The sequence below is a fragment of the Pseudomonas sp. FBCC-B1667 genome (assembly GCF_059133255.1).
Window position 1 is genome coordinate 362,558 of record NZ_CP101437.1, and the last position, 13,854, is coordinate 376,411.

The following is a 13,854-nucleotide window of genomic DNA, read 5'->3' on the forward strand; positions in this document are numbered from 1 at the left end:
CCGCTTATTCGCTAGGCTTGAGCATCGGCCCTGGCCTTAGTCACTTGGTTCTGTACGAAAAACCTTGAAACACCGAAATGGGTAAAATCGCCACCATCAACGGCAGGAGCCCCTGATGGCAAGGCGATACGAACTCAGCGATTCATCCTGGGAAAGGATCGAGGATCTAATAACCCAGAATCAGAAAACTGGACGCCCACGAAACGACGACCGACTGATGCTTATGGCATCCTATGGGGGTTGTGTTCGGGCGCCGCATGGCGCGATATGCCTGAACGATTCGGCCCTTGGTCGACGGTTTATCAGCGCTTTCGAGACTGGCGAAATCGAGGCGCGTTTGCCCTGATGCTCAAGCGCTTGTATATCAGGCTCACCGAACAAGGGCTGATCGATCTAGACACCTGGATGATCGACTCCACCGCGGTACGAGCAACCCGAGCCTCTTCTGGCGCCGGGAAAAAAGGGGGCCTGAAGAACCGCTAGACCATGCGCTGGGCCGCAGTTGTGGCGGATTCACCAACAAGATTCATATGCTCTGCGACGCCGACGGGATCCCTCTGTGCTTTACCTTATCGAGAGGGCAAGCCAGTGACATTGCATACGCTCAACCCCTGCTCGATCAGGTTCAAATACCCGGTAGTCAGCTTGGTCGACCTCGAAAGCGTTGCCGGTGGTTGTTGGCGTACAAGGGCTACGACGCCGAGCACCTGTGGCGCTATTGCGACCGCTACCGGATGCAACCGGTGATCCCTTTACGCACATGAAGCGTAAGCCAAGGCCTGGGTTGCCAAAGCTATTCGACAAACCAAAGTACCGACAGCGCAACATCATCGAACGCCTGTTAGGTTGGTTGAAAGAGAACCGGCGAGTCGGTACCCGTTACGACAAACCGCCGAAAAGTTTTAGCGCGATGGTCTCATTGGCTTGCACCATCAGGTGTTTGCGACATCACTTTTCGTACACTGCCTAGAAACCAAACCTTCTAAATCGGAATGTTCAAGGTTCTACCATGGTTGCCTCCAGCCTAACTAGAAGCTCTGGTATCCACAAAAAACAAAGGTCGTTTGGCTGTTAACCCGATCGATCAGACGTATTAACCACTGCCCTATCTCGGACCTTTTTCCAGTGATCGGTGTCGTCTCGTCTTGGCTCCCCTGATTGCAATGCGAGAGCCTCCCCATAGGACGATCCCGGCTATTTCGATAAGGCTGAAATTTTTGACAGTTTTTTACAGTTTTTGACAGCTATTAAGGTCAAAAATAGGCTCAATATGTTCCATCTGATCAATCAACGGTTATCGTAAATGAACACGCAGAACAAACTACATCAATTTACGTTGCGCAAGAGAACGATTTTAGCCGTTGGTTTTTCTGCGTTTTTCGGCCTGAGTGCCTATACGGGAATTGCGTTGGCTTTGGAATCGGCGCCTACCCAGCAGGTAATGGGGCGAGCGCCGACCACAATTGGTGCAGTAACTATACAAAACGATACCCGTCCCGGGGAACGTGGAGCTATAGGCGATACGCTTTCTATGCACTACACATTTTACGATGCCGATGGTGATGCCGAGTACGGATCGGGGATGGAATGGGCAAGTGAGGATGCCGGAGGAACCCACATACGTGTAGGCGAAGGCCCGACATATACGATTACCGCTGCTGACGCCGGCCGTGATATATGGGCGAACTATGCCCCCGAGACGGATCCGGCGATTACCGATCCGTATTATGGGGGTATAGCGTCTAGTGCGCGCATGACCATTGGGAATTCCAATCAACCGACCGCCATTCAAATTCATAATACAAGTGGCCTATTAACCGGTCGTCCAATGGTAGGGGAAGAGTTGACAGCGCAACCTATTTGCCCAGCCGCTTGTGATCCTACGCTGGCCTTTACTTGGAGCGTAGATGGTATCGAGGCGGGTACAGGTACTACCTATATCCCAAGTAAGGACGATCAGAAAAAGGCTATTACCGTTTTCACGCCAACGGTTCTTAAGTAGCCATCATTCAAATTAATTAAATGTAAATTACAGCGGCGCCTCACAGTGCCGCCCTGTAATATTTATATTTTACTCAGTCATTTTGATCACACGTTTCGACCGTTTTTATTCTGCTCCCGCAACCACCGACAGCAGTTCACGCATTTGCTGACGAAACCCACCCCGTCAAGCATTACGCGCCGTCACGTTTCCCCCTCCTCGCCTTGGGGGCCGGTGCTCTTCTCCCACGGCTTTCAACTCCGAAACATTGCCGCTTGTCGTGGCCGTCGCTGGGTGCCCAGCGGTAGGCCATGGTGTGCCTCCAATAGTTTGTTTGGCGTATTTTTTTGTTTTTTTCGTGTGTGCGAGCGGACGGCTGGGCTGCCGGACGCGTCCGCGCCATTGTTGACCTGCAACTGATGGCCGATATTGGCCTGTTTGATAAAGGCCACCTGATTGAACGGCTTGAATTTCCCCAAGGTCTGCAAGGTAGCGCGACTTTAGTTCTGTGCCTTGATGTCAGACGCAGATAGGTCTTAAAGGTCACAGCGCGTCCGCTTATTCGCTCGGATCAAGTATTGGGTTTGACCTTAATCATTAGAGATGCGCGTTTCATAAATTTAAATCAAATGGCATCCAATCAAACGGGTCTATGCCCCTCCACATCGCATTTGCATAACGCCCTAAATAATCATTCGGTTTCACGAAAGTGGCAACTGCTACAGCTTGCTCTACTATGATCCATAGGAAGCCTCGGCCAGCATGCAGGTAATACCTGCCTTTTGGTGCCCGGTCCTCAGTCAACTCAGCCCCCAAAGTTTGCAACTGAGTCCCCCAAGCTGATGACAGGGCGCGACCTACCTCCCCCCGTAATTCAAGGGAGTACAGCATGAACAATCTGACAGTGATCGCCAATCGGCGCTGAAAATCCTCAGTGAAGAATTTGCCGAATCGCCGGACGACAGCGCTTCGCTCTGCAACGAATTCGCCCTGATTCGACATCTGCGCACGACAACGTGCCGCGTCTGCACACCTTTGAAGTGGACACAGATTGCCAGCGCTCCTTCATCGCCATGGAACTCATGCGTGGGCTGATCAACTCTGCGAGCGGCTCCAAGGCTACCGTGTTAAGAGCCGCAACACTGCTGGCCAGCCCTGAGAGTGGCGCTGGTTTTCGATGCGGCCTCGCGCACGATTACCGCTGGCCAATTGCGTGACGCCATTGGCGTCAAGCCGTCTTTGCGGGAACGTTTGACCGTAACCGCCCATCCTGATTTAGCCCACAGGGATGGAGTCTACATATCGCTCGATAGCGGGCTGCTACGCACGCCCTGGGCAGGCAAATACCCAGCTGCATAAAGCTCTTGCGATCGGCTAGCAGTCGTTGCGAGACCACGTGCATGAGCATTTTTGATAATTAATGACTGTCTTATGTTTGGCGTCTCGCTAGGATTTGCCAGTCTGACGCGAGCCATTTGGTTCTGGCACGAAACACCATCATTGAAGGTGCTGAGTCACGACGTACTACAGCAGCCTTTTCCATCATCCAGAAGGCGATTGTGCTTTCTAAATCCGGATGTCTTAACAAGGAGAGTCCCATGGCAACACCTGCCTACATGTCCATCACCGGTAAAAAACAAGGTCTGATCACGGCCGGTGCCTTCACCGCTGATTCGATCGGCAACAGCTATCAAGAAGGTCATGAAGATCAAGTCATGGTTCAGGGCTTCAGTCATGAAGTGATCATTCCGCGCGATCCTCAGTCCGGGCAACCGACGGGCGCACGTGTCCATCGGCCAATGAAGGTCACTAAAGTATTCGACAAAGCTTCACCGCTGATACTGGCGGCGCTGACCTCCGGTGAGCTCCTGAGCAAGGTCACCATCCAGTGGTACCGCACTTCCGCTGCCGGTACTCAAGAACACTACTACACGACCGAACTGCAAGACGCGATCATCGTCTCGGTCAACGACTACATGTACAACTGCCAGGATCCAGCGAATTCGCACTTCACGCACTTGGAGGACGTCGAGTTTACCTATCGCATGATAACTTGGACTCACGAAGTCTGCGGCACATCGGGTTCCGACGACTGGCGCACCCCGCTCTAAAGGCACGGCTGCTACGTTGAAAGATAGCATCGGGCAAGTTGAACTTGGCCGATGCTACCTGAGGCACTGAAGAAATTTTCTCCGGCGCTGCTGCTCCTAGGGCAACGGGTATGTGGCACTGCAAGCAGACAGTATCGCCACAATTTTCCGCGAACTCCCTGGGGCGGTGATCTTCCGTCCGCTGCTGCTTTTGTGCAGATCAATACTGGCGAGTCAGATCGCACGCATGCCCCCAGCCAAACTAATCAACAGATAGGCCCGCTCAAGGGGCAGATGCTGATTCGTCATAAAAATCCTTGCGTTCGTTGAGCGCCCATTCGGGTACCGATGGATGCCGCCGCACTACAAGGAACAAAAGATGTTCGCGCCGGCTAATCAAACTCACTTCAGCCTGACCGTGGAAGGCTTGAAAAATGATTTTCAAGTCGCAGCTCTCACCGGCCGCGAAGCCATCAGCCAACCGTTCGCGTTTGAGGTGGAGCTGGTCAGTGAGCAGCCGTCCCTGGACCTCGAAACCCTGCTGCACAAACCGACCTTCTTGCAGCTCTCACCGGACGGCAGTGGCATTCACGGCCAGATCTACCGTGCCTCCCAGGGAGATTCCGGCAAACGCCTGACCCGCTACGCGGTGACCCTGCGCCCGCAACTGTCGTACCTCGCGCATCGCATCAACCAGCGTATCTTCCAGAACCTCAGCGTACCGAAAATCATCGGCAGGGTCCTTGAAGAGCACGGCATCCAAAGTAACGCCTACGCATTCAACGTCGGGACGGTTTATCCGGAGCGCATTTACTGCGTTCAGTACGATGAATCGGACCTGCAGTTTATCCAGCGCCTGTGCGAGGAAGAAGGTATCCATTACCACTTTCAGCACAGCGCCACGGCCCACAAGCTGGTGTTCGGCGATGACCAGACGGTGTTCCCGAAACTCGCGCCGGTGGCCTATCAGCAAGACTCCGGCATGGTCGCCAGCGACTCGGTGATCAAGCGCTTCGACCTGCGCCTGGAAACCCGCACCAGCCGCACCACCCGCCGCGATTACGATTTCGAAAAACCACGCATCAGCCTCGAAAGTGAAAACCGTGGTGACGCCCTGCCTGACCTCGAAGACTACGACTACCCTGGGCGCTTCCTCGACCGCGAACGCGGCAAGCACTTGGCCACGCGCACTCTGGAACGTCACCGCAGCGACTACCAGCTCGCCGAAGGCAAAAGCGATCAGCCGATACTGGTCAGCGGCCACTTCCTGGCGCTGACCCAGCACCCGAAAGCCAAATGGAACGACCTCTGGCTGCTGACTGAAGTCTTTCACGAAGGCAAGCAACCGCAAGTGCTGGAAGAGTCGGTGACCAGCAGCACCACCAACCTCAAGGACGATTTCAACCAGGGTTATCGCAACCGCTTCCAAGCCACGCCGTGGGACGTGCCAAACCGCCCCGCGCTGACGCAAAAGAAACCGCGCATCCTCGGCAGCCAAAGCGCCGTGGTCACCGGGCCCAAGGGTGAAGAAATCCACTGCGACCAATATGGCCGAGTCAAAGTGCAATTCCACTGGGACCGGGAAGGCCAGGGCGACGACAAAACCAGCTGCTGGCTGCGCGTCTCGTCCGCTTGGGCCGGCGCCCACTGCGGCGGCATCGCCATCCCGCGCATTGGCATGGAAGTACTCGTCACCTTCCTCGAAGGCGACCCCGATCAACCGCTGATCAGCGGCTGTCTGTACCACAAGGAAAACGTCGTCCCCTATGAACTGCCAGCGAACAAGACCCGCAGCACCTTCAAGACCCAGAGCTCCCCGGGTGGCGGCGGTTTCAACGAACTGCGCATCGAAGACAAAAAGGGCCAGGAACAAATCTTCCTGCACGCCCAGCGTGACTGGGAAGAAAACGTCGAACACGACCAGCGCATCCGCGTTGGCAACGAACGGCACGACATGGTGGAAAATAACAGCTACACCGAACTCAAAGCAGAAGAACACCACACGGTCTATGGCGACCGTAAAACTGAAGCACGTGCCGACGATTACCTGAACGTAGGGGTGAACCAGCACATCAAAATCGGCACCGGATTATTCATCGAGGCCGGTCAGGAAATTGTCTATTTTGCCGGCAATAAGGTCGTGCTCGAAGCCGGTGCCGAACTGACCCTTAAAGCTGGCGGCAGCTTCATCAAAATCGACGCCAGCGGCGTAGTCATGAGCGGCCCGCAGGTCAAGATCAACTCCGATGGCGAGGCCGGCAGTGGCGCTACGGCTGAGATGTTGCTGCCCGATGCACTCAAACAGGCGGCTACCGACAAAGCGGGCAGCGTGTTGCCGCCGATCCTGGCCAGCATCCTGGAACATGTCAACGTGGGTGCGCTCATTGATGACGCTGCCCAACAATCCCTCACCTACAACGACCAACCTGCACGTGCGGCAGCCGATACTTGCACCAACGGCTGCCCGGTGTCGATGGTCACCGGCGAGGAACTGCTCACCCTCACCGATGGCCATTTGGATGGCGTGTTGCCCTTTGAGTGGACACGTTTATACCGAACCAGTGCCGTGGAAGTGGATAGCGGTTTAGGCTTTGGTTGGAGTCATGCGCTCTCTCATCGCTTGCAAAGTGAGGGTGAGGAACTCATTTGGACGGACAGCGAAAACCGCATCACCCGTTTTCCGCGGCCAACGGCTCAACTCCCCGTCATCCATAACAGCTTGGCCGAATCCGCGATCTTTCTCGGGGAGGCCGACGATCTGGTTCTGCTGCCGTCCCGAAACGCCACCTGCTTCTATCATTTCAGACACGAGCGCCTGGTTGCCATCACGGATGCTTACCGCAATCGTTTGAGCATCACCTACTCGGTGACGGGCGATCTGGAACGTATCGACAACAACGTCGGACGTTCGCTGTTTTTCCACTATACAAATCACCATCTGGTCGCGGTGGAGTATCAACAGGCACGCAGTCGTCACGATGATAACGACCGTCCCCAAGTGCCATGGGTCACGCTGCAAACAGTCGCCACCTACTGCTACAACGACGCCGGACAACTGGTCAGCGTGAGCAACGCCCTGGGCGAGACCGAGCATTATGATTACGACACACAACATGTCATACGTGAACGCCGCCTGGCGGGTGGGGCGATCTTCTATTGGGAGTGGGAGCGTGAGGGCAAGCAGTCTCGCTGCCTCCATCACTGGGCCAACTTCGGTCAGATGGATGTTCACTATGAGTGGGATGACAACGGGACCGTCAAGGTTATCAATCGCGATGGCAGTGAGCAGATTTACGTCCATGACGAAAATGCCCGACTGATCAGTCAGACTGACCCTGCTGGCGCCATACACCAGAAAAGCTACGATGAAAAAGGTCGCTTGATCGCCGAGAAAGATCCGCTCGGGGCCATGACCGAGTTTCAGTATAGCGACGACGGACGCTTGGTCGCGGTACTTCCAGGCGATGATGAGCCGACTTATTATCAATACGAAAACGGCTTTGTTTCGCATGTCTATCGGGGCGGGGCCCTTTGGCACTACCAGCGTAATAACCAAGGTGATGTCACGGCGCAAACCGACCCGCACGCCAATGTCACCCGATACTGCTACACCGAGCAAGGACGACTCAAAGCCATCTACCACCCCGATGGCGGCAGTCATCTTCTGGTATGGAACACTCTGGGCCAACTGGCTGAAGAAACCTTGCCTAACGGCGGCATCCGCCGTTATCACTACGATGAACTGGGGCGAAACATCACCCTGCAAGACGAAAGTGGGGCCGTCACTCACTACCAGTGGGATGCATTGGGCCATCTGACTCAGGTGACCTTGCCGAATGGTGCAACTCGCGCCTACAGCTACAACGCGTATGGCAACGTCACGGGCGAACGTGACGAGATGGGTCGTATCACTCGCTACGAATACCTGCCCCATCTGCACTTGATCAGTCGGCGCATCAGCCCCGACGGCAGTGAGCTGCAATACCGGTATGACAACGAGCGCTTACAGCTGACCGAGATCGAAAACGAGCGCGGTGAATGCTACCAGCTCAGCTACCACAGCAATGACTTGATCAGCCAGGAGATCGGCTTTGATGGGGGCAAGACCGCCTATCAATACGACCTGAACGGTCATTTGATCGAGAAAATTGAATACCCGGGCAATACCGACAGCGACGAACTGCTCACGCTTTATAAGCGTGATGCCGCGGGCCGCTTACTCGAAAAGACCTTGCCCGATGGCAGTAAAGTTGAATACAGCTACGACCTGCACGGCCGCTTGACCGGCGTCAACGATGGTCATTGGCCTCTGGTCTATGAATACGACCTGCAGGATCGACTTGTCACCGAACATCAAGGCTGGGCCACCCTGCATTACCAGTACAACGCCCTTGGCCAACTCAAAGGCTTGATCCTGCCGGACGGCAATCAGCTCGATTATCACTACCACCGCGGAGGGGAACTCAGCACCATCAAGCTCAACGGTGAAGGCCTGACCGGCCACCATTTCACCGCGGGCCGCGAACACTCGCGCGAACAAGGTCAACTGGTCAGCCAATATCAATACGATGAGCAAGGACGCCTTCAGGCGCAGGTGCTCAGCCACATCAAAGCGCGCCAGGGGGCGGAGCTGCGCGTCAATGGTCAGTCGCTTGCCCAGCGTCACTACAAGTACAGCCAAAACGGCAATTTGGAACTCATCAATGACAGCCGTAAAGGGCAGAAAAGTTACCGCTACGATCCGCTCGACCGACTGATCGAGGTCCGTGGCAGCGCTCCGGAATGGTTGACGCACGATCCGGCGGGCAATGTGCTCGGGCAAAGCGAGAGTGGCTTGGGCTGTAGCCGCTTTGCGGACGTTCAGGGCAATCGCCTGCTGCGCCAAGGCGACTGTCATTATGAGTACGACGCCTACGGCAACCTCAGTCATGAGCGGCGCGATAATGGCCAGCCCCTGCTGCGCCACTACCGCTACGACTGCCTGCACCGTCTCTCGGGTATTACCCTGGCCGACGGCAGTGACGTCACGTACCGCTATGACGCCTTCGGCCGGCGCTTCGCCAAAGAACACGATGGTCAACTGACCGAGTTCATTTGGTTCGGCGAAAAACTCATCGCCGAGCGCCAGAGTCGGTCAGAACAGCCCAGCAGCCAACATTACCGCAGCTACCTCTATGAGCCCGACAGCTTCAGGCCGTTGGTCCTGTTGCAGGGAGAAGGCCGCGATACGCGGCCGTACTATTTCCAACTGGACCACCTCGGTACACCACAAGAAATCACCGACAGCGCAGGCCAAATCGTCTGGTCTGCCCAGTACCGTGCCTATGGCCATGTCATTACGCTGGACGTCGCACAGCTGGATAACCCGCTGCGTTTCCAAGGCCAGTACTACGACACTGAAACCGGTTTGCACTACAACCGCCATCGTTACTACAACCCCACTACGGGTCGCTTCCTGACGCCCGATCCGATCAAGCTGGCTGGTGGGTTGAACGCCTACCAATACGTGCCGAACCCGACGGGCTGGGTCGATCCTTTGGGGTTGACGCCTTCTTGTCCAGAAAATGTGAAAAAACTGAAGGCCAAACATATTAAGCATCTCGGGCTGCCAGAGGGCGTTGTTTATGGTGGTATTATTGTTGACACTGCGAATGAAAAAAAATACGCGAACCTTCCACCTATCCAGGTCTATCGCGCGGATAGCCGACCGCCTGATGATATTTTTGAGAAAGGGTTTGAGCCGGTTGGGCACAACATGGATTTACTTGACCATGTTCAGCACCACCCACTGGGCGATTCTGGTTTTGTAGGCACGAGCAAATTACAGGGGGTTGCGGCGGGTTATGCTTGGATGAGGGCGAACCATCCTACGACTCGGCAGCGAACGTACGTCTACGCAATAAGGTCGATTAACGGATATCTACCAAGCTTAAGGAAAGGCATGGATGTGAGTAAATATAAACGTATCTACATTGATAAGAGTAGGCAGTTCTTTACGGACCATGAAATTGCGATGGCCGGAGGTGTGCAGAGTAAAGACATTTATTATGCCCTAGAGATTATTAGTATTCGCGGAGACTTTGGCGAAGCTATTATTAACCCCAACTTCGAACCGACACTTGACTTGAGCAAGGAAAAGAAATGGACGATGGAGAAGTAAAGCCTTTGAGGGGATCCTATGATGTTAAAGTTGAAACAGAATAAATATAATCTATGAAGGGTGCGGCTGTAACAAACTATCCGTACCTCTAATGTGCTGTCTCACAAATAAAGCTCCTCATGCCTGTGAGGCCATTGCCGCATGGGCTCGCTGTATCCTGTTCAAAAATCTTCCCCCTTGGCGTCTAGGCGTAGCGAGTCGGCTGCGCATTTCGCAGTGCCAGGACGTGGTGATTGAGCTTTGCAGTTCGCGAGCCGAGCCAAAACTGCCGTCACGCAGGTACACCGTGATATCGCGAAAGAAGCGCTCAACCATGTTCATCCCCGAGCTGAAGGTCGGGGTGGAATGCATGTGGAAGCGTTTGTGCATCTCAAGCCACCCCTTCATTTTTGGATGCTTTTGCGTGGCATAGTTGTCGACAATCAAATGCAACTGGAGATGCTTGGACGTTTCTCGATTGATCTTCTTAAGAAACTCCAGCGATTCCTGATACCGGTGTTGGAGCTCGCTGGAACTGATCAAGCGTCCCTGAAGATAATCCTGCGCAGTGAACAACGTGGCGGTGCCATGGCGGACATAATCGTGCAATGCGTGCGGATAACCCGATGACCAAAGGCAGTCCGGGCTGGATGCGATCGAGGGCCTGAACCTGGCTTTTTCATTGCAGTAGAGTACCAATGCCTTATCCGGCAAATCCAGATGCAGCCCAATGACGTCCCCAAATTTCTTATCGAAGTTTGGATCGTTGGACAGTTTGAAGGTGCGTGTCAGGTACGGTTTGACGTCGTTGGAAAAGCGCCACATCCTGGGCTGTCTGGCCGATAAAAGCTTCGCTCAATCGCCTTGGGGAAGGGCTGAAAAATACTTCCAATGCAGCTGAAATACGCCTGCCCCCAAGAACTGAGCGGTTGAGCCCGATGAAACGGACCGTTCCCCGGCAACTAAGCTGAGTGTGCAATCAATTTTCCTGCCCGGACGATATTCACCGCCTCTTTGAGGATTTACGCTTACACTTTTTTTGCCTCGCGACCTTTGCAACTCCCGGATCTGCTTTTGCGCATCGCTTGGTTCCGAGGCCGGTACCTTGGTTTCGTCCGCGCTGACCGCCGACAAGTTGCTGTTCTGATATGGCTGCACAACAGGAACAGCGGGTAGGTATCGATGCCATTGGGTCGAGCGACTACCGAAATTTTTTGCCTTGGCCCATGTCCCTCACGGACCACGCCCAGCGTTTGCGCTGGGTTCCAGCGCCGTCGCAGTTCCTAGCCAAAAATATCCACATTTTTATTGCTGTTACTCATCATAAACATCACCGCTTGCCTGTCCCTTTTCGTAAGGGAGAACGGTGTCCTTTTTTTATTGGGGCTTGATCAATCACCGCGCGTTGACTGCCGCTGACATAACTATTTTTGATTATCTTTGGCTAATTTATTGAGGTGCGGGCATGGATACTTGCGGGCTTCCGGCTTTCGCTTGCCAATTCACCTTCCAGGTCTTGGATGTCATACTCCAGCAAACTTTCCGCGCATTATCTCGAACTCGCAAAAGTCTCTGTCTCCAAAGAGAATTTCGCGGGCGAGGACGTTCGCTTTTCGGGCGAATTTGAAGCGCTGGAAAGCGAGCTGGCGAAAGCCTCGTCCATGCACGAAAGCGGCCAGATCGACTGGTTGAAAATCCGTGAAAACAGCGAAAACCTGCTGCGTACCCAATCCAAGGATTTGCGCGTTGGCGCCTGGCTGACCTGGGCGTTGTACCAGCGTGAATCGTTCCAAGGGCTGCTGGCCGGTCTCGGTTTGCTGCACCATTTATCAGAACATCACTGGGCCGACGTCCACCCGAACAAGCCCCGTACTCGCGCTGCTGCGATCAGTTGGCTGGTGCCGCGTCTCGAGCAGGTGCTGACAGAAAACATCGCGATCAAAGAACAGTTGCCGATGTTCCGGCGGCTGGTCGAACACCTTGAAGGCCTCGATGCCGCTTGCACCGAACATTTGGGCGACGACGCACCGCTGCTGCTGCCGATCTCCCGCCGCCTGAAAAACATGGTGCAGCGCGCTGCCGACAACCAGCCGGAACCCGGCGTGGTCGGTGCCGCCGTCGCCCAGGTCAAACAAGCCGCCACGCAGTTGTTCACCCCCGGCGCACCGATCGATAACGAAAAAGAAGCCCACAAGGCCCTGCGCGCCCAGCAAGAAAGCGCGCGGCCGTTGTGTGCCTGGTGGCTGAAGCAGAAAGCCACTGACCTGCGCGCCTTGCGCCTCAATCGCACGTTGCTGTGGCTGCCCATCGACGCGGTCCCCGAGCGCAACGCCGAGCAAATCACCGTGCTGCGCGGCTTGCCGGCGGACAAGCTCAAGGCCTATCAGGACCGATTCGACCAAGCCAAATACGCCGACCTGCTGGTGGAACTGGAGGCGAGTCTGGCAAAGACGCCGTTCTGGTTCGACGGTCAGCGTATGGTCTGGGAATGCCTTCAGTCCTTGAACGCCGAGATGGCCATGCGCGAAGTGGAAATCCACTTCGCGCTGTTGATTCAGCGCCTGCCCGGCATCATCGAATTGCGTTACCACGATGGCGCGCCATTCGCCGATCCCGCCACCCGCGCCTGGATCAGCGCCCACGTCATGCCGCACCTGCAAACCGCCAGCGCGCCGCGCAAGGTTGAAGTCGCTGACACGCAGCCCGCGTGGGAGCTGGCTCTCGAAGAAGTTCTGCCGATTTTGCGCAAGGACGGCCTCAAGGCTGCCGTGCAAATCCTCAAACAGGGGCTGCAAAGCGCCCAGGGCGGACGCGTTCGATTCTTCTGGCAGTTCGCCCTCGCGCGGCTGTGCTTCATGGCCAAGAAATACGAACTGGCCAAGACCCAGTTAGAGACCCTCGACCAGACATTACAGGACTCAGGCCTGAACGCCTGGGAGCCCGATCTTGCGCTGGAAGTGCTGCATTTACTGCATAGCTGCTGCGAGTTGTTGCCGCAGAACCATGCCGTACGTGAACGCAAGGAAGAGATTTATCGCAGGCTGTGCCACCTCGATCTCGAAGTGGTACTCGAATAGGCCCCCGGGCCACAACCGCAAGGAGAAAAGCCATGGCCAAAGAAGGCTCGGTAGCCCCCAAGGAACGCATCAACGTCACGTTCAAACCTGCCACCGGTGGTGCCCAGGAAGAGATCGAACTGCCGTTGAAACTACTGGCAATCGGTGACTACACCCACCGCAAGGACGAACGCAAAGTCGAAGATCGCAAGCCGATCAGCATCGACAAGATGACCTTCGACGAAGTGCTGGCCAAGCAAGAGCTGAGCCTGACACTGAGCGTACCGAACCGTCTTCAGGAAGAAAGCGACACTGAAGAACTGGCCGTGAAACTGCGCGTCAATTCGATGAAGGACTTCAACCCGGCCAGCCTGGTCGAGCAAGTGCCTGAGCTGAAGAAACTGATGGAACTGCGCGACGCGCTGGTCGCCCTCAAAGGCCCGCTGGGTAACGCACCTGCGTTCCGCAAAGCCATCGAAGGCGTGCTCGCCGACGACGAATCCCGCGGTCGCGTATTGGGTGAGCTGGGCTTGAACGCCGCCGCCCAGGACGCCCCCCAGAACGTCTGAGCCCCCATCAGTCAAGGAA

The 13,854-nt window shown here is 55.4% G+C and carries 6 protein-coding genes and 2 pseudogenes; 7 read left to right on the forward strand and 1 reads right to left on the reverse strand.

Features of this window, described 5'->3' with window-relative positions; genetic code table 11:
• Positions 1–115 precede the first annotated feature (115 nt).
• The 5 genes and pseudogenes from NL116_RS01580 to tssI all read left to right on the forward strand — a co-directional run bounded on the left by NL116_RS01580 (position 116) and on the right by tssI (position 10,231).
• Positions 116–970: pseudogene (locus NL116_RS01580) on the forward strand (IS5 family transposase).
• A gap of 333 nt (positions 971–1,303) precedes the next feature.
• Entirely contained in the window at positions 1,304–2,002 is a 699-nt protein-coding gene (locus NL116_RS01585) for a ZirU family protein (protein ID WP_494375737.1), read from the forward strand.
• Between the two features lie 879 nt (positions 2,003–2,881).
• Positions 2,882–3,075: pseudogene (locus tag NL116_RS01590) on the forward strand (serine/threonine protein kinase); the annotation flags it as partial.
• Positions 3,076–3,579: 504 nt separating this feature from the next.
• Positions 3,580–4,092, forward strand: coding sequence for an Hcp family type VI secretion system effector (locus tag NL116_RS01595; RefSeq protein WP_494375738.1), 513 nt, complete (start codon positions 3,580–3,582; stop codon positions 4,090–4,092).
• Between the two features lie 358 nt (positions 4,093–4,450).
• Positions 4,451–10,231, forward strand: coding sequence for a type VI secretion system tip protein TssI/VgrG (gene tssI, locus NL116_RS01600; protein WP_494375739.1), 5,781 nt, complete (start codon positions 4,451–4,453; stop codon positions 10,229–10,231).
• Between the two features lie 117 nt (positions 10,232–10,348).
• Here the strand turns inward: tssI and NL116_RS01605 are convergent, their stop codons facing one another.
• Positions 10,349–11,035, reverse strand: a complete 687-nt coding sequence (locus tag NL116_RS01605) for an IS630 family transposase (protein WP_494375740.1) — start codon at positions 11,033–11,035, stop codon at positions 10,349–10,351.
• 695 nt (positions 11,036–11,730) lie between these two features.
• On the opposite strand from NL116_RS01605, the gene tssA reads away from it, so the two are divergent.
• A complete protein-coding gene (gene tssA / locus NL116_RS01610; RefSeq protein ID WP_494375602.1) occupies positions 11,731–13,287 on the forward strand; it encodes a type VI secretion system protein TssA in 1,557 nt (518 codons plus the stop codon).
• 32 nt (positions 13,288–13,319) lie between these two features.
• The gene (gene tssB, locus NL116_RS01615; RefSeq protein WP_401354998.1) at positions 13,320–13,835 is read left to right on the forward strand and encodes a type VI secretion system contractile sheath small subunit; all 516 of its coding nucleotides are present in this window, start codon (positions 13,320–13,322) and stop codon (positions 13,833–13,835) included.
• Positions 13,836–13,854: the final 19 nt, after the last annotated feature.

Excerpts from the sequence above, each read along its gene's own strand:
- NL116_RS01585 (WP_494375737.1), top strand. The coding sequence starts at position 1,304 with ATGAACACGCAGAACAAACTACATCAATTTACGTTGCGCAAGAGAACG.
- NL116_RS01595 (WP_494375738.1), top strand. The coding sequence starts at position 3,580 with ATGGCAACACCTGCCTACATGTCCATCACCGGTAAAAAACAAGGTCTG.
- tssI (WP_494375739.1), top strand. The coding sequence starts at position 4,451 with ATGTTCGCGCCGGCTAATCAAACTCACTTCAGCCTGACCGTGGAAGGC.
- NL116_RS01605 (WP_494375740.1), bottom strand. The coding sequence starts at position 11,035 with ATGTGGCGCTTTTCCAACGACGTCAAACCGTACCTGACACGCACCTTC.
- tssA (WP_494375602.1), top strand. The coding sequence starts at position 11,731 with ATGTCATACTCCAGCAAACTTTCCGCGCATTATCTCGAACTCGCAAAA.
- tssB (WP_401354998.1), top strand. The coding sequence starts at position 13,320 with ATGGCCAAAGAAGGCTCGGTAGCCCCCAAGGAACGCATCAACGTCACG.